This is a genomic window from Pseudomonas sp. 13B_2.1_Bac1 (genome assembly GCF_025466155.1).
Taxonomy (GTDB): domain Bacteria; phylum Pseudomonadota; class Gammaproteobacteria; order Pseudomonadales; family Pseudomonadaceae; genus Aquipseudomonas; species Aquipseudomonas aylmerensis.
The window spans coordinates 1-14,350 of the sequence record NZ_JANLOH010000100.1 but is presented as its reverse complement, the minus strand read 5'-3'; the positions used below and the strand labels follow the sequence as shown (position 1 = coordinate 14,350).

Sequence of the window (14,350 nt, the reverse complement as noted above, 5' to 3'; positions counted from 1 at the left end):
ATTACTGCCCGTTTTGTTCATCCAGGACAACCTGATAGAGCGCCTCACTGGTGGCAGCGCTGCGCAGTTTGTCGCGTACTTCCTTGCGGTCGAGCATGCTGGCGATCTGCCGAAGCAGCTCCAGGTGCGCATCGGTGGCAGCCTGTGGGACCAGCAGTACAAACAGCAGGTCGACCGGGGCGCCGTCGATGGCGTCGAAATCGATAGGTTTTTCCATGTGCAGCAAGGCGCTGACAGGTGTTTCACAGCCTTGCAGGCGGCAGTGTGGAATGGCGATGCCGTTACCAAAACCGGTCGAACCCAGTTTTTCACGGGCGATCAGCGACTCATAGACAACTTGCTCATCCAATTCAGGCACTTGGCCATGGATCAGTTTGGCAATTTCTTCGAGGGCTTTCTTTTTGCTGCCGCCCGGCACGTTCACGAGGGAACGGCCGGGGGTCAGGATGGTTTCAAGTCGGATCATGGGGGGAGAGTTAACGACCTGTACCTTGCATCAGGTGCAGATTCTTTTCCTTATGCTTTATGAGTTGGCGGTCCAGCTTGTCGTAGAGCGAGTCGATCGCCGCGTACATGTCCTCATGTTCCGCATTGGCGACGAGCTTGGCATTCGGTACGTGCAGGGTGGCCTCGATTTTCTGCTTGAGCTTATCGACCTCCATGATGACCTGCACGTTGGTGATCTTGTCAAAATGCCCCGCAAGTTTGTTCAACTTGCTCTCGGTGTACTCACGCAGGGGCTTGGTGACTTCCAGCTGGTGTCCACTGATGTTGACTTGCATACAGCTTCTCCTTCGTTGCCAGTGCATAAAGCGGCAGGCCGGGGTGCCTGCCACTGGAACGCTTTGGCCCGCCCGTCACATCAAACGCTTTCGCTCGCTGGAAGGCGCGATCCCAAGGGATTCGCGGTACTTGGCGACGGTTCGACGGGCGACCTGAATGCCTTGTGCCTCCAGTAAACCAGCGATCTTGCTGTCACTCAACGGCTTTTTCTGATTTTCCGCGGCAACCAGTTTTTTGATGATCGCGCGAATCGCCGTGGACGAGCATTCGCCGCCTTCAGAGGTGCTGACATGGCTGGAGAAAAAGTATTTCAGCTCATATATACCGCGTGGGGTATGCATGAATTTTTGCGTGGTCACCCGCGAGATCGTCGATTCGTGCATGCCCACCGCCTCGGCGATATCGTGCAGGACCAGCGGTTTCATTGCTTCGTCGCCATATTCCAGGAAGCCGCGCTGATGCTCGACGATCTGGGTGGCGACTTTCATCAGGGTTTCGTTGCGGCTTTGCAGGCTCTTGATGAACCAGCGCGCTTCCTGCAATTGGTTGCGCATAAAGGTGTTGTCGGCGCTGGTGTCGGCGCGGCGCACAAAACCGGCATATTGCGGGTTGACCCGCAGGCGTGGCACGGATTCCTGGTTCAGCTCCACCAGCCAGCGCTCGTTGTCCTTGCGCACGATCACGTCAGGCACCACGTATTCGGCTTCGCTGGACTCGATCTGCGAGCCCGGACGCGGGTTGAGGCTCTGCACCAGTTCGATGACCTGGCGCAGGTCGTCTTCCTTGAGCTTCATGCGGCGCATCAGCTGGCTGTAGTCGCGGCTGCCGAGCAGGTCGATATAGTCGGTCACCAGGCGCTGGGCCTCGACCAGCCAAGGGGTCTTGGCTGGCAGTTGGCGCAGTTGCAGCAACAGGCATTCACTGAGGGTGCGCGCGCCAATGCCGGCGGGCTCGAACTGCTGGATGCGGTGCAGGACGGCTTCAATCTCGTCCAGCTCGATATCCAGCTCCGGATCGAAGGCTTCGAGGATCTCTTCGAGCGTTTCGTCCAGATAACCCTGGTTATTGATGCAGTCGATCAGGGTCACGGCGATCAGGCGATCGGTGTCCGACATCGGCGCCAGGTTCAGTTGCCACAGCAGATGGCTCTGCAGGCTCTCGCCGGCTGAGGTGCGCGTGGTGAAGTCCCATTCGTCATCGTCGTTGCTGGGCAGGCTGCTGGCGCTGGTCTGGTAGACGTCTTCCCAGGCGGTGTCCACGGGGAGTTCGTTGGGGATGCGTTCGTTCCAGTCGCCTTCCTCGAGGTTATCCACCGTTGGGGCGGTTTCCTGATAGGAGGGTTCCTGCACGTCGGAATTGGGTTTTTGCTCGATGTTGTCGGCCAGCGGGTCTGCATTATCGAAGTCGTCGCCTTCTTCCTGGCGTTCGAGCATCGGATTGGACTCCAGGGCCTCCTGGATTTCCTGTTGCAGGTCCAGGGTCGACAATTGGAGCAGGCGGATGGCCTGTTGCAGCTGCGGTGTCATCGTCAGCTGCTGGCCCATTCTCAGGACTAGCGATGGTTTCATGGCAGGGGCTTAACACCTTATTCGCCGGCGCAATGCGCCATCCACGACAGGGCGCGTGAGCGCCAAACATAAGCAAATTATATGCCTGATATCGGGGGCTTTGCCTAGAGCGCGGTAACAATAAAAATCCGGAGGTTTTCATTGACTCCCGCGCACCTTGGCGAACGGCCTGCCACCGCCTTTTTCAAACAGGCAGGCTTACAGGCGGAACTCGTGACCCAGGTACACTTCCTTGACCAGTTCGTTGGCCAGGATAGTGGCGGAGTCGCCTTCGGCGATCAGCTGGCCATCGTTGACGATATACGCGGTTTCGCAGATATCGAGGGTCTCACGGACGTTGTGGTCAGTGATCAACACGCCAATGCCCTTGGCCTTGAGGTGGTGGATGATCTGCTTGATGTCACCCACCGAGATCGGGTCGACACCGGCAAACGGTTCGTCCAGCAGGATGAACTTGGGTGCAGTGGCCAGCGCCCGGGCAATTTCCACGCGGCGACGCTCACCACCGGACAGGCTCATGCCGAGGTTGTCGCGGATGTGGTTGATATGGAATTCCTGCAGCAGGCTTTCCAGCTCCTTGCGACGGCCGTCACGGTCGAGTTCCTTGCGGGTCTCGAGGATCGCCATGATGTTGTCGGAGACCGACAGCTTGCGGAAGATCGACGCTTCTTGCGGAAGATAGCCGATGCCCGCGCGGGCGCGGCCGTGCATCGGCTGGTGGCTGACGTCGAGGTCGTCGATCAGGACGCGACCCTGGTCCGCCTGGACCAGGCCGACGATCATGTAGAAGCAGGTGGTCTTGCCGGCGCCGTTGGGGCCGAGCAAGCCGACGATCTGGCCGCTGTCGATCGACAGGCTGACGTCGCGCACGACCTGGCGGCTTTTATAAGCCTTGGCCAGATGCTGGGCTTTCAGGGTTGCCATTAGTTCGCCTTCTTCGCATCGGGTTTAGGCGCAGGCTGGGCAGCGCCGTCTTTCTTCTTCGGCTGGATAACCATGTCGATGCGTGGACGCGGTGCGCTGAGCTTGCTGCCCGTGGCGCGGCCGGCGTTGGCGACCTGCTTCACGGTGTCATAGGTGATCTTTTCACCTTCCGTGGAGTTGCCGTCGGGGCTGAGCACCTTGGCCTGGTCGATCAGCACGATGCGATTCTGCTGGGCGTGATACTGGATGGTCTTGCCATAGCCTTTCATCGGGCCGGTATCGGTCGCGGACTGCTTCTGTTCGAAGTAAGCCAGGTTGCCCACTGACGTCACCACGTCGATGTCGCCGGATTGGGTGCGAGTCAGGGTCACCGTGTTGCCGGTGATCTTCATCGAGCCTTGGGTGATGATCACGCCGCCGGTGTAGGTGGCGACGCCTTGCTTGTCATCCAGCTGCGCATCGTCGGCCGAGATGTGGATCGGTTGCTGGCTATCGTTCGGCAGAGCCCAGGCGCTCACGCTTCCCAGTGCTGCGCCCAGACCGAGCAAAATAGGGAGAGTTTTAACGAGCCTCATACTGTCCTCTTACGTTCGATAGCAGGTGTATCCTGCTTTCTTTCAAATACGCTTTCATTCCCTTGCCAGTCGATACACCGCCAGCGCCGTCGATTCTAACGTCTTGCTCGGTCTGCGCATATTGCTTCTGCGGGAATACGGTCATGCGACTGCTGGTAATCACGGTGTCGCGGTTTTTCGCATCGGTGCGTGCAACACGTACCGAGTCGATCAGTTCTACCTGGGTGCCGTCCGGGTTGACCTCGCCACGCTTGCTGGTGACGTGCCACGGAAACTCGGTGCCACGGTAGATGTTCATGTCCGGGTTGGTCAGAAGGGTCACTTCGGTGGCCTTCAAATGCTCGACCTTGTCCGACGTCATCTCGTACTGCACCTTGCCATCGGGCAGGAACTGCACGCTCTTGGCATTGATGGCGTAGTAGTCGATAGCCCCTTCGTCGACCTGCGCAGCAGGCTGGTCGAGAAAGCGCTCCGGGCTGATATTCCAGTAGCCCACCGCCAGGAACAGCGCGGCGATGACCCCGAATAGCAGGAAGTTGCGAATCTTTTTACTCAGCATAAAACGCTCTATAAGTAGGCGGCGTGGGCCGCTTCAAGGCTGCCCTGGGCACGCAGGATCAGCTCGCAGAACTCGCGGGCGGCACCTTCGCCACCACGCGCGGTGGTGATGCCATGGGCGTGCTCGCGGACAAAGGCCGCCGCATTGGCGACGGCCATGCCCAGGCCCACTCGGCGAATGACCGGCAGGTCAGGCAGGTCATCGCCCAGGTAGGCGACCTGCTCATAGCTTAGGTTGAGTTGGCCAAGAAGCTCGTCCAGGACCACCAGTTTATCCTCGCGGCCCTGATACAGGTGAGGAATCCCCAGGTTTTGTGCGCGGCGTTCCACAACGGGGGTCTTTCTGCCGCTGATAATCGCGGTTTGCACGCCCGCTGCCATCAGCATCTTGATGCCTTGGCCGTCGAGGGTGTTGAACGTCTTGAATTCGCTGCCGTCTTCGAGGAAGTACAGGCGGCCATCGGTCAGCACGCCGTCGACGTCGAAAATCGCCAGCTTGATGTTTTTGCCGCGTTGCAACAGGTCGCTGGTCATTTACATCACTCCTGCACGCAGCAAGTCGTGCATGTTCAGGGCGCCGATCGGGCGGTCGTCGGCATTGACCACCACCAGTGCGCCAATCTTGTGGTCTTCCATGATCTTCAGGGCTTCGGCGGCCAGCATGTCCGGGCGCGCGGTCTTGCCGTGGGGCGTCATCACGGCATCGATGGTCGCCGTATGGATGTCGATGGTGCGGTCCAGGGTGCGGCGCAGGTCGCCGTCGGTGAAGACCCCGGCCAGGCGTCCGTCGGCTTCCAGGATGACCGTCATGCCCAGGCCCTTGCGGGTCATTTCCATCAGCGCGTCCTTCAGCAGAGTGCCGCGCGGGACGTGGGGCAATTCATCGCCCGAATGCATGACGTTTTCCACTTTGAGCAGCAGGCGCCGGCCCAGGGCGCCGCCTGGGTGGGAAAATGCGAAGTCTTCCGCGGTAAAACCACGTGCTTCCAACAATGCCACGGCGAGCGCATCGCCCATCACCAGGGCTGCGGTGGTGGAGGAGGTCGGCGCCAGGTTCAGCGGGCAGGCTTCATGGGCCACGTGAACATTGAGGTTCACTTCGGCGGCCTTGGCCAGCGTCGATTCCGGGTTGCCGGTGATGCTGATCATCTGGATGCCCAGGCGCTTGATCAGCGGCAGCAGGGTCACGATTTCGTTGGTGGTGCCGGAGTTGGACAGTGCCAGGATGATGTCATCCTTGGTGATCATGCCCATGTCGCCGTGGCTGGCTTCGGCCGGGTGCACGAAAAACGCGGTGGTCCCGGTGCTGGCCAGGGTCGCGGCGATCTTGTTGCCGACGTGACCTGATTTGCCCATGCCGACCACGACAACGCGGCCCTTGCTGGCCAGAATCATCTCGCAAGCGCGTACGAAATCCGCGTCGATATGCGCCAGCAAGCCTTCCACGGCTTCAAGCTCTAGGCGGATGGTGCGTTGTGCGGATTGAATAAGGTCGCTGGATTGGCTCATGTCTGAAATCGTATAGCCTGACGAAAAGTCGGCGATTATAACGGTAATGATCGATTCCCTCACGCAAGTTCGTCAGGCTTTATTCACCTGATGCCTGAGATTCATTCTTCAGTAACACAGCCGGCAACGTTTTTTCGCTGTCCCCAATCTGAACAAGCGCAGTTCCGGCCTTGGGCGCGTTGTACCAGCAGTGATATAGTTCGCCGCCAGTTCGGTCCGCCCAGCCCATGTGGCTATCAATTGCGCAATCGTTGCAAACGTTTGTCGCAAGCGTGGTGTCTGAGTGAGAGGCTGCATCCCAAGGAGTTTAGATGAGTGCCGATAACGCCTACGCGGTCGAGCTGAAGGGACTGACCTTCAAGCGCGGGACGCGCAGCATCTTTGAGAACGTCGATATTCGCATTCCCCGCGGCAAGGTCACGGGCATCATGGGGCCTTCCGGTTGCGGCAAGACCACCCTGTTGCGCCTGATGGGCATGCAATTGCGTCCCAGCGCCGGCGAAGTGTGGGTCAACGGCCAGAATCTGCCGACACTGTCGCGCAGCGATCTGTTCGATGCGCGCAAGCACATGGGTGTGCTGTTCCAGAGCGGCGCGCTGTTCACCGACCTCGATGTGTTCGAGAACGTGGCCTTTCCGCTGCGGGTGCATACGCAGCTGCCTGACGAAATGATTCGTGACATCGTGTTGCTGAAACTGCAGGCCGTCGGCCTTCGCGGTGCCATCGACCTGATGCCCGACGAGCTGTCCGGCGGCATGAAGCGCCGGGTCGCCCTGGCGCGTGCGATTGCCCTCGATCCGCAGATCCTCATGTACGACGAGCCCTTCGTCGGCCAGGACCCGATTGCCATGGGGGTGCTGGTACGCCTGATTCGCCTGCTCAACGACGCCCTTGGCATCACCAGCATCGTGGTGTCCCACGACCTTGCAGAAACCGCGAGCATTGCCGATTACCTCTATGTAGTTGGCGATGGCCAGGTACTGGGCCAGGGTACGCCAGAAGAACTGATGAACGCAGACAATCCGCGCATTCGCCAATTCATGACCGGCGATCCCGATGGCCCGGTGCCTTTTCACTTTCCGGCAGCGGATTACCGCTCAGATCTTCTGGGGAAGCGCTGATGCGCAAGACATCTCTTATCGAAAAGGTCCGCCTTTTCGGTCGCTCCGGCATCGACATTGTCGAAGTCCTGGGCCGCTCGACGATTTTCCTGTTCCACGCCTTGCTCGGCCCCGGCGGCATCGGGGGCGGCTTTGGCCTGCTGGTCAAGCAACTGCATGCCGTGGGCGTCATGTCCCTGGTGATCATCGTGGTCTCCGGTGTGTTCATCGGCATGGTGCTGGCGCTGCAGGGCTTCAATATCCTCTCCAGCTACGGTTCGGAGCAGGCGGTAGGGCAGATGGTTGCCCTGACGTTGCTGCGTGAGCTCGGGCCGGTGGTCACCGCGCTGCTGTTCGCGGGGCGTGCGGGTTCGGCGCTGACGGCTGAAATCGGCAACATGAAGTCCACCGAGCAGTTGTCCAGCCTGGAAATGATCGGCGTGGACCCGCTCAAGTACATTGTTGCCCCGCGCCTGTGGGCCGGCTTCATTTCCCTGCCATTGCTGGCGATGATCTTCAGCGTGGTGGGTATCTGGGGCGGTTCGTGGGTGGCAGTGGACTGGCTGGGCGTCTATGACGGTTCCTACTGGGCCAACATGCAGAACAGCGTGACCTTCAGCGGCGACGTGCTCAACGGCATCATAAAAAGCATCGTCTTCGCCTTTGTAGTGACCTGGATCGCCGTATTCCAAGGCTACGACTGTGAGCCCACTTCAGAAGGGATCAGTCGCGCCACCACCAAGACCGTTGTGTACGCCTCGCTGGCGGTACTGGGCCTTGACTTCATTTTGACCGCCTTGATGTTTGGAGATTTCTGATGCAAAACCGCACTGTGGAAATCGGTGTCGGCCTTTTCTTGCTGGCTGGCATCCTGGCTTTATTGTTGCTGGCCCTGCGAGTCAGTGGTCTTTCGGCGAGCCCCACCGCCGACACCTATAAACTTTACGCGTACTTCGACAATATCGCCGGTTTGACTGTCAGAGCTAAAGTGACCATGGCCGGTGTCACCATCGGCAAGGTCACGGCAATCGATCTGGATCGCGACAGCTTCACCGGTCGAGTGACGATGCAACTGGACAAGAAGGTAGATAATCTGCCGACCGACTCCACTGCATCTATCCTCACTGCGGGTCTGCTGGGCGAGAAGTACATCGGTGTCAGCGTGGGCGGGGAAACAGCCTTGCTCAAGGATGGCTCGACAATCCACGACACACAGTCGTCGTTGGTACTTGAAGACCTGATCGGTAAATTCCTGCTCAATACGGTCAATAAAGACGCCAAATGAGGAATCTGTACATGATCTCTACCTTGCGACGTGGCCTCCTGGTACTGCTGGCGGCGCTGCCGTTGATGGCTAACGCGGCGGGTTCTGCGCACGATCTGGTGCAGGACACGACCAACAAGATGCTGGCCGACCTGACTGCCCATAAAGAGCAGTACAAGCAGGATCCCAGCAAGTTCTACGACGCGCTCAACACCATCGTCGGCCCGGTCGTTGATGCCGAAGGCATTTCGCGCAGCATCATGACCGTCAAGTATTCGCGCAAGGCGACGCCTGCGCAGATGCAGACGTTCCAGGAAAACTTCAAGAAAGGCCTGTTCCAGTTCTACGGCAATGCACTGCTTGAGTACAACAACCAGGGCATCACCGTTGATCCAGCCAAGGATGAGTCCGGCGATCGCACCAGCGTTGGCATGACCGTCAAGGGCAACAACGGCGCGGTCTATCCTGTGCAGTACACACTGGAGAAGGTCAACGGCGAGTGGAAACTGCGCAACGTGATCATCAACGGTATCAACATCGGCAAGCTGTTCCGTGACCAGTTCGCTGACGCGATGCAGCGCAATGGCAACGACCTGGACAAAACCATCAATGGTTGGGCCGGTGAAGTCGCCAAGGCCAAGGAAGAGACCGACAAAGCCGCCGGGAAGCCCGCGCAATGACCGAGTCGGCTGTTCGTCTCGGCGACGCTGGCGAGCTGTTCATCAGCGGCGTGCTGGATTACCGCACCGGGCCTGACCTGCGCAAGCAGGGCCAGGCGCTGATCAAGACCAGCACCGCGCCTGCGCTGGTGCTGGATTGTTCGGCGGTGACCAAGTCCAGCAGTGTCGGTCTGTCGTTGCTGCTGTGCTTCATGCGCGATGCCGAGGCGGCCAAAAAGCCGGTCAGCATCCGTGCATTGCCCGAAGACATGCGTGAAATTGCCGAAGTTTCCGGTTTGACCGAACTGTTGGCGCATCCTTAATACACATTATTAAAGAAGCCCCCCGTCAGAGTCCTGCTATGCGGGGTTCGCAGGCGCGGGGCTTTTTTGTATGATGTGCGACCCGTGCGCACTGGGCGCCGATAGAGGTTGAGCATGCAGGCCCTAGAAGTTAAAAGCTTCCTTGAAGGAAAGCTGCCGGAAACGAACGTAGAAGTTGAAGGCGAAGGCTGCAACTTCCAGCTGAACGTGATTAGCGATGAACTGGCGGCATTGAGCCCGGTCAAGCGTCAACAGCAGGTCTATGCCCATTTGAACCCGTGGATCACCGATGGCAGCATCCACGCGGTCACTATGAAATTTTTCAGCCGCGCGGCCTGGGCCGAGCGCACCTGAGCCCCCAAGGCGTCGAGATTCTTATGGATAAATTGATTATTACCGGCGGTGCCCGCCTTGATGGCGAGATCCGCATCTCCGGTGCGAAAAACTCCGCCTTGCCGATCCTGGCAGCGACCCTGCTGTGCGATGGCCCGGTGACCGTGGCCAACCTGCCGCACCTGCATGACATCACGACCATGATCGAGTTGTTCGGTCGCATGGGCATTGAGCCGGTGATCGACGAGAAACTGGCCGTCGAAATCGACCCGCGCACCATCAAGACCCTGATCGCTCCGTACGAACTGGTGAAAACCATGCGGGCGTCGATCCTGGTGCTGGGCCCGATGGTTGCCCGTTTCGGCGAAGCTGAAGTCGCCCTGCCTGGCGGTTGCGCGATTGGCTCGCGTCCGGTTGACCTGCACATCCGTGGCCTCGAGGCCATGGGTGCAACCATCGACGTCGAAGGCGGCTACATCAAGGCCAAGGCGCCGGAAGGCGGCTTGCGCGGTGCCAATTTCTTCTTCGATACCGTCAGCGTGACCGGTACCGAGAACATCATGATGGCGGCTGCCCTGGCCAACGGTCGCAGCGTCCTGCAAAACGCCGCGCGCGAGCCGGAAGTGGTCGACCTGGCCAACTTCCTGATCGCCATGGGTGCCAACATCACCGGCGCCGGCACCGACACCATCACCATCGAAGGCGTCAAGCGCCTGCACTCGGCCACCTACAAGGTGATGCCGGACCGCATCGAGACCGGTACCTACCTGGTTGCCGCTGCCGTCACCGGTGGTCGCGTCAAGGTCAAGGACACTGATCCGACCATCCTTGAAGCCGTGCTGGAAAAACTCAAGGAAGCCGGTGCTGAAATCACCACCGGTGCCGACTGGATCGAGCTGAACATGCATGGCAAGCGGCCAAAAGCCGTGAACGTGCGTACCGCTCCGTACCCGGCGTTCCCGACCGACATGCAGGCGCAGTTCATCTCCTTGAACGCGATTGCCGAAGGTACCGGTGCCGTGATCGAGACCATCTTCGAAAACCGCTTCATGCACGTGTACGAACTGCACCGCATGGGCGCGAAGATCCAGGTCGAAGGCAACACCGCTATCGTTACCGGCACCGAGAAGCTCAAGGGCGCGCCAGTGATGGCGACCGACCTGCGCGCTTCGGCCAGCCTGGTGATCTCGGCGCTGATCGCCGAAGGTGACACGTTGATCGACCGCATCTACCACATCGACCGTGGTTACGAGTGCATCGAAGAAAAACTGCAGATGCTCGGCGCGAAAATCCGCCGCGTACCGGGCTAGTCCCGGCACTGCAAACACCTTCACTGTGGAGAGGGAGCTTGCTCCCGCTGGACTGCGCGGCAGTCCCATTTCCAGGGTCGCTTCGCGCCCCGGCGCGAGCAAGCGTCCTCGCCACGGGAATGTGTTTGTTGTTAAATGGTTTGTTTCAAATCGAGGCTGTAATGGCCTCGATCTGTGTCTGGCGCCGTTTGTGACCGGACAGCAATAGCCTGATGAAGGACTGACGTTTCCCATGTTGACCATCGCACTGTCCAAGGGCCGCATCCTTGACGACACTTTGCCGCTTCTGGCTGAAGCGGGCATCGTGCCGACCGAGAATCCGGACAAGAGCCGCAAGCTGATCATCCCCACGACCCAGGACGACGTGCGCCTGTTGATCGTGCGGGCTACCGACGTGCCGACCTACGTTGAACATGGCGCGGCCGACCTGGGTGTCGCCGGCAAAGACGTGCTGATGGAATACGGTGGCCAGGGCCTGTACGAGCCGCTGGACCTGCGCATTGCCCTGTGCAAGCTGATGACGGCCGGCCGTGTCGGTGACGTCGAGCCCAAGGGGCGCCTGCGAGTGGCCACCAAGTTCGTCAACGTCGCCAAGCGTTACTACGCCGAGCAAGGCCGCCAGGTCGATATCATCAAGCTCTACGGCTCGATGGAGCTGGCGCCGCTGATTGGCCTCGCCGACAAGATCATCGATGTGGTCGACACCGGCAACACCCTGCGCGCCAACGGTTTGGAGCCGCAGGATTTCATTGCCGACATCAGCTCTCGCCTGATCGTCAACAAAGCCTCCATGAAAATGCAGCACGCCCGTATCCAGGCGTTGATCGACACCCTGCGCAAGGCAGTGGAGTCTCGACACCGCGGTTGACTCACCCGCGTAGCCGGAAGGCTGCGCCCGTCTATCCGCCTCATAGCCAGAATTCTCAGGTGCCCAAGCGGAAACGACTGCTAGTTTAGGGCGCCTGAGTTTTTGCCAATTCTATTGAGGCCCTCGCTATGACCACGTCCACTGCAATTGCCCGACTCAACGCTGCCGACCCGGATTTCGCCCATCATCTGGATCATCTGCTGAGCTGGGAAAGCGTGTCCGACGATTCGGTCAACCAGCGGGTGCTCGACATCATCAAGGCCGTGCGCGAACGCGGTGACGCGGCGTTGGTGGACTTCACCCGCCAGTTCGACGGCTTGGACGTGAAGTCCATGGCCGACCTGATCCTGCCGCGCGAACGCCTGGAGCTGGCCCTGACGCGCATCACTGCGCCGCAGCGCGAAGCCCTGGAAGTGGCCGCAGCGCGGGTGCGCAGCTACCACGAAAAACAGAAGCAGGATTCTTGGAGCTACACCGAAGCCGACGGTACCGTGCTGGGCCAGAAGGTCACGCCACTGGATCGTGCCGGCCTGTACGTGCCTGGCGGCAAGGCGTCGTACCCGTCGTCGGTGCTGATGAATGCGATCCCGGCCAAAGTGGCGGGCGTGACCGAAGTGGTCATGGTGGTACCGACCCCGCGCGGCGAAATCAACGAGCTGGTGCTGGCTGCGGCCTGCATCGCCGGGGTCGACCGCGTCTTCACCATCGGCGGCGCGCAGGCTGTTGCCGCCTTGGCCTACGGCACCGAGAGCGTGCCGAAGGTCGACAAGGTGGTCGGTCCGGGCAACATCTACGTCGCCACTGCCAAGCGCCACGTGTTTGGCCAGGTCGGTATCGACATGATCGCTGGCCCGTCGGAAATCCTCGTGGTGTGTGATGGCCAGACCGATCCGGACTGGATTGCCATGGACCTGTTCTCCCAGGCCGAGCACGACGAAGACGCCCAGGCGATTCTGGTCAGCCCCGACGCCGAATTCCTCGACAAGGTAGCCGCCAGCATCAATAAATTGCTGCCGACCATGGAGCGCGCCGAAATCATCGAGAAGTCGATCAATGGCCGTGGCGCGCTGATCCTGGTGCGTGACATGGAACAGGCCATCGAAGTGGCCAACCGCATTGCGCCGGAGCACCTGGAGCTGTCGGTTGCCGACCCACAAACCTGGCTGCCATCGATTCGTCACGCCGGTGCGATCTTCATGGGCCGCCACACCAGCGAAGCCCTGGGCGACTACTGCGCGGGCCCCAACCACGTGTTGCCGACCTCGGGCACCGCGCGTTTCTCGTCGCCGCTTGGGGTGTATGACTTCCAGAAGCGTTCGTCGATCATCTTCTGCTCGCCACAAGGCGCTTCCGAGCTGGGCAAGACCGCGTCGGTGCTGGCCCGTGGTGAATCCCTCAGCGCGCACGCCCGCAGCGCCGAATATCGCATCCTTGAAGACAAGCAGGGGAACTGAGACATGAGCAAATTCTGGAGCCCCTTCGTCAAGGACCTGGTGCCTTACGTGCCTGGCGAACAGCCCAAGCTGACCAAGCTGGTCAAGCTCAACACCAACGAAAACCCCTACGGCCCGTCGCCCAAGGCGCTCGCGGCGATGCAGGCCGAGTTGAACGACAACCTGCGCCTGTACCCGGACCCCAACAGCGACCTGCTCAAGCAGGCGGTGGCCAAGTATTACGGGATCGACGCCGGCAAGGTGTTCCTTGGCAACGGTTCCGACGAAGTCCTGGCGCACATCTTCCATGGCCTGTTCCAGCACGATCTGCCGCTGCTGTTCCCGGATATCAGCTACAGCTTTTATCCGGTCTATTGCGGCCTTTATGGCATCAAGTCCGCCCCGGTGCCGCTGGACGAGCAGTTCCAGATCCGCGTGTCGGACTACGCCAGGCCCAACGGCGGGATCATCTTCCCCAACCCCAACGCGCCGACCGGCTGCGTGCTGGCGCTGGACGCGGTGGAGCAGATCCTCAAGGCCAGCCCGGACTCGGTGGTGGTGGTCGATGAAGCCTATATCGACTTCGGCGGCGAAACCGCCATCAGCCTGGTGGACCGCTACCCGAACCTGCTGGTGACGCAGACCCTGTCCAAATCGCGCTCACTCGCCGGTTTGCGCGTGGGCCTGGCCGTGGGCCACCCGGACCTGATCGAAGCGCTGGAGCGGGTCAAGAACAGCTTCAACTCCTATCCGCTGGATCGCCTGGCGATTGTCGGCGCGGCGGCGGCGTTCGAGGACCGTGAGTACTTCGAGGAGACCTGCCGATTGGTTGTCGATAGCCGTAACAAGCTGGTCGCTCAATTGGAGGAGAAGGGTTTTGAGGTGTTGCCGTCAGCGGCTAACTTCATCTTTGCGCGTCACCCACGGCACGACGCGGCGGGTCTTGCCGCCAAGGTGCGTGAGCAGGGCGTGATCGTGCGACACTTCAAGCAGGAGCGGATTGCCCAGTTCCTGCGGATCAGCATCGGTACGCCGGAGCAGAACCAGGCGCTGATTGATGGCCTTGGTGAGTTGTAAGACTTCAGTGCTTGATTGACTGAACTGGCCTCATCGCGGGGCCGCCCCGCGCCCCCCCCGCCCCCG

18 protein-coding genes are annotated in these 14,350 nt (G+C 60.2%); 10 read left to right on the top strand and 8 right to left on the bottom strand.

The annotated features are described in order from the left end of the window. Position 1: 1 nt before the first annotated feature. The 8 genes from ptsN to NTD80_RS24470 form a co-directional block, all read right to left on the bottom strand. Positions 2-466 carry a PTS IIA-like nitrogen regulatory protein PtsN gene (ptsN, locus tag NTD80_RS24505; RefSeq protein WP_065900720.1) on the bottom strand — a complete coding sequence of 155 codons (465 nt, stop codon included), beginning with the start codon at positions 464-466 and terminating at the stop codon, positions 2-4. A gap of 10 nt (positions 467-476) precedes the next feature. After that, the gene (gene hpf / locus NTD80_RS24500) at positions 477-782 is read right to left on the bottom strand and encodes a ribosome hibernation-promoting factor, HPF/YfiA family (protein ID WP_003171804.1); all 306 of its coding nucleotides are present in this window, start codon (positions 780-782) and stop codon (positions 477-479) included. A 75-nt stretch (positions 783-857) separates the two neighbouring features. Next, on the bottom strand, positions 858-2,351 hold the full coding sequence (locus tag NTD80_RS24495) for an RNA polymerase factor sigma-54 (protein ID WP_065900722.1): 1,494 nt from the start codon (positions 2,349-2,351) through the stop codon (positions 858-860). 198 nt (positions 2,352-2,549) lie between these two features. Next, complete coding sequence (gene lptB, locus NTD80_RS24490; RefSeq protein ID WP_016974288.1) at positions 2,550-3,275, bottom strand: LPS export ABC transporter ATP-binding protein; 726 nt, start codon at positions 3,273-3,275, stop codon at positions 2,550-2,552. Beyond that, positions 3,275-3,850 (bottom strand): lipopolysaccharide transport periplasmic protein LptA, encoded by a 576-nt coding sequence (gene lptA / locus NTD80_RS24485; protein ID WP_106805144.1) that lies wholly within the window; start codon positions 3,848-3,850, stop codon positions 3,275-3,277. Before lptA ends, lptB begins: the two co-directional genes overlap by 1 nt. Continuing rightward, positions 3,837-4,409, bottom strand: coding sequence for an LPS export ABC transporter periplasmic protein LptC (lptC, locus tag NTD80_RS24480; protein WP_065900725.1), 573 nt, complete (start codon positions 4,407-4,409; stop codon positions 3,837-3,839). Before lptC ends, lptA begins: the two co-directional genes overlap by 14 nt. Before the next feature lie 8 nt (positions 4,410-4,417). Further along, positions 4,418-4,942, bottom strand: coding sequence for a KdsC family phosphatase (locus tag NTD80_RS24475; RefSeq protein ID WP_034118123.1), 525 nt, complete (start codon positions 4,940-4,942; stop codon positions 4,418-4,420). After that, entirely contained in the window at positions 4,943-5,917 is a 975-nt protein-coding gene (locus NTD80_RS24470; RefSeq protein ID WP_065900727.1) for a KpsF/GutQ family sugar-phosphate isomerase, read from the bottom strand. 311 nt (positions 5,918-6,228) lie between these two features. Here NTD80_RS24470 and NTD80_RS24465 point away from each other — a divergent pair, with 311 nt between their 5' ends. The 10 genes from NTD80_RS24465 to hisC all read left to right on the top strand — a co-directional run bounded on the left by NTD80_RS24465 (position 6,229) and on the right by hisC (position 14,284). Further along, positions 6,229-7,038, top strand: coding sequence for an ATP-binding cassette domain-containing protein (locus NTD80_RS24465; protein ID WP_262135307.1), 810 nt, complete (start codon positions 6,229-6,231; stop codon positions 7,036-7,038). Beyond that, entirely contained in the window at positions 7,038-7,835 is a 798-nt protein-coding gene (gene mlaE, locus NTD80_RS24460; protein WP_262135306.1) for a lipid asymmetry maintenance ABC transporter permease subunit MlaE, read from the top strand. Before NTD80_RS24465 ends, mlaE begins: the two co-directional genes overlap by 1 nt. After that, positions 7,835-8,302 (top strand): outer membrane lipid asymmetry maintenance protein MlaD, encoded by a 468-nt coding sequence (gene mlaD / locus NTD80_RS24455; protein ID WP_003171814.1) that lies wholly within the window; start codon positions 7,835-7,837, stop codon positions 8,300-8,302. The genes mlaE and mlaD overlap by 1 nt, the downstream gene beginning before the upstream one ends. Before the next feature lie 11 nt (positions 8,303-8,313). Further along, on the top strand, positions 8,314-8,961 hold the full coding sequence (locus NTD80_RS24450) for a phospholipid-binding protein MlaC (protein ID WP_065900730.1): 648 nt from the start codon (positions 8,314-8,316) through the stop codon (positions 8,959-8,961). After that, complete coding sequence (locus tag NTD80_RS24445; RefSeq protein WP_106805143.1) at positions 8,958-9,263, top strand: lipid asymmetry maintenance protein MlaB; 306 nt, start codon at positions 8,958-8,960, stop codon at positions 9,261-9,263. Before NTD80_RS24450 ends, NTD80_RS24445 begins: the two co-directional genes overlap by 4 nt. Positions 9,264-9,377: 114 nt before the next feature. Next, positions 9,378-9,617 carry a BolA family protein gene (locus NTD80_RS24440; protein ID WP_017845972.1) on the top strand — a complete coding sequence of 80 codons (240 nt, stop codon included), beginning with the start codon at positions 9,378-9,380 and terminating at the stop codon, positions 9,615-9,617. Between the two features lie 23 nt (positions 9,618-9,640). Further along, positions 9,641-10,906: a UDP-N-acetylglucosamine 1-carboxyvinyltransferase gene (gene murA / locus NTD80_RS24435; protein ID WP_065900737.1), complete on the top strand. Its 1,266-nt coding sequence runs from the start codon at positions 9,641-9,643 to the stop codon at positions 10,904-10,906. A gap of 232 nt (positions 10,907-11,138) precedes the next feature. Beyond that, positions 11,139-11,774 carry an ATP phosphoribosyltransferase gene (gene hisG, locus NTD80_RS24430; RefSeq protein WP_003188599.1) on the top strand — a complete coding sequence of 212 codons (636 nt, stop codon included), beginning with the start codon at positions 11,139-11,141 and terminating at the stop codon, positions 11,772-11,774. A 128-nt stretch (positions 11,775-11,902) separates the two neighbouring features. Next, positions 11,903-13,228, top strand: coding sequence for a histidinol dehydrogenase (gene hisD / locus NTD80_RS24425; RefSeq protein ID WP_065900740.1), 1,326 nt, complete (start codon positions 11,903-11,905; stop codon positions 13,226-13,228). A gap of 3 nt (positions 13,229-13,231) precedes the next feature. Continuing rightward, complete coding sequence (gene hisC / locus NTD80_RS24420) at positions 13,232-14,284, top strand: histidinol-phosphate transaminase (RefSeq protein ID WP_262135305.1); 1,053 nt, start codon at positions 13,232-13,234, stop codon at positions 14,282-14,284. Positions 14,285-14,350: the final 66 nt, after the last annotated feature.

What these genes read in the sequence shown, in the direction of transcription:
- ptsN (WP_065900720.1), bottom strand. Translation starts at nt 466, where the DNA reads ATGATCCGACTTGAAACCATCCTGACCCCCGGCCGTTCCCTCGTGAAC.
- hpf (WP_003171804.1), bottom strand. Translation starts at nt 782, where the DNA reads ATGCAAGTCAACATCAGTGGACACCAGCTGGAAGTCACCAAGCCCCTG.
- NTD80_RS24495 (WP_065900722.1), bottom strand. Translation starts at nt 2,351, where the DNA reads ATGAAACCATCGCTAGTCCTGAGAATGGGCCAGCAGCTGACGATGACA.
- lptB (WP_016974288.1), bottom strand. Translation starts at nt 3,275, where the DNA reads ATGGCAACCCTGAAAGCCCAGCATCTGGCCAAGGCTTATAAAAGCCGC.
- lptA (WP_106805144.1), bottom strand. Translation starts at nt 3,850, where the DNA reads ATGAGGCTCGTTAAAACTCTCCCTATTTTGCTCGGTCTGGGCGCAGCA.
- lptC (WP_065900725.1), bottom strand. Translation starts at nt 4,409, where the DNA reads ATGCTGAGTAAAAAGATTCGCAACTTCCTGCTATTCGGGGTCATCGCC.
- NTD80_RS24475 (WP_034118123.1), bottom strand. Translation starts at nt 4,942, where the DNA reads ATGACCAGCGACCTGTTGCAACGCGGCAAAAACATCAAGCTGGCGATT.
- NTD80_RS24470 (WP_065900727.1), bottom strand. Translation starts at nt 5,917, where the DNA reads ATGAGCCAATCCAGCGACCTTATTCAATCCGCACAACGCACCATCCGC.
- NTD80_RS24465 (WP_262135307.1), top strand. Translation starts at nt 6,229, where the DNA reads ATGAGTGCCGATAACGCCTACGCGGTCGAGCTGAAGGGACTGACCTTC.
- mlaE (WP_262135306.1), top strand. Translation starts at nt 7,038, where the DNA reads ATGCGCAAGACATCTCTTATCGAAAAGGTCCGCCTTTTCGGTCGCTCC.
- mlaD (WP_003171814.1), top strand. Translation starts at nt 7,835, where the DNA reads ATGCAAAACCGCACTGTGGAAATCGGTGTCGGCCTTTTCTTGCTGGCT.
- NTD80_RS24450 (WP_065900730.1), top strand. Translation starts at nt 8,314, where the DNA reads ATGATCTCTACCTTGCGACGTGGCCTCCTGGTACTGCTGGCGGCGCTG.
- NTD80_RS24445 (WP_106805143.1), top strand. Translation starts at nt 8,958, where the DNA reads ATGACCGAGTCGGCTGTTCGTCTCGGCGACGCTGGCGAGCTGTTCATC.
- NTD80_RS24440 (WP_017845972.1), top strand. Translation starts at nt 9,378, where the DNA reads ATGCAGGCCCTAGAAGTTAAAAGCTTCCTTGAAGGAAAGCTGCCGGAA.
- murA (WP_065900737.1), top strand. Translation starts at nt 9,641, where the DNA reads ATGGATAAATTGATTATTACCGGCGGTGCCCGCCTTGATGGCGAGATC.
- hisG (WP_003188599.1), top strand. Translation starts at nt 11,139, where the DNA reads ATGTTGACCATCGCACTGTCCAAGGGCCGCATCCTTGACGACACTTTG.
- hisD (WP_065900740.1), top strand. Translation starts at nt 11,903, where the DNA reads ATGACCACGTCCACTGCAATTGCCCGACTCAACGCTGCCGACCCGGAT.
- hisC (WP_262135305.1), top strand. Translation starts at nt 13,232, where the DNA reads ATGAGCAAATTCTGGAGCCCCTTCGTCAAGGACCTGGTGCCTTACGTG.